The sequence below is a fragment of the Acinetobacter sp. COS3 genome (assembly GCF_000475335.1).
Classification (GTDB): domain Bacteria; phylum Pseudomonadota; class Gammaproteobacteria; order Pseudomonadales; family Moraxellaceae; genus Acinetobacter; species Acinetobacter venetianus.
The window spans coordinates 1-465 of the sequence record NZ_AXCD01000048.1 but is presented as its reverse complement, the minus strand read 5'-3'; the positions used below and the strand labels follow the sequence as shown (position 1 = coordinate 465).

Here is a 465-nt window from a genome sequence, read left to right as displayed (position 1 = left end):
CCTGTAGTCGTGATGCTTGGGCCACCTGTAATCACTAAGCCACTGTTGTCGAGCTTGCTGTTGCCTGTGGTCACGCTGTCAAGGTCAAGGTCGCGGCTTAAGCTGTATTGAATGGTGTTGCCACTCTTCGTCACTTGGAGGTTGCTTTCGCCTGCTGCTGTACCAATGTCAACGGTGTCACCCGCTTTGATCGCACCTGCATTGGCACCATTGCTTGCCAAGTTCCAGCCTTTGTCTAATTCGGTGATCGCATCGCCTACGTTGTTCACGTCTGTGCCATTCACGCTATAGGTCGGTGCTGTCACTGCGCCTGTCGTGCTGTTATAGGTTGCACCACCACCTAAGTTGTTGGCTGTGCTGTTACCCAATGCATCAGTCTTGTCATCCGCCGCTGCTGTTGCTGCATCCAATTGGCCTTTGTTCACCGCTTGGTCTGCTGTGGTGGCATCCGCAACATTGCTGATG

The 465-nt window shown here is 53.3% G+C and carries 1 pseudogene; it reads right to left on the bottom strand.

Annotation, left to right across the window (positions count from 1 at the left end):
• Positions 1-465, bottom strand: a pseudogene (locus IO68_RS29775) (hemagglutinin); the annotation flags it as partial.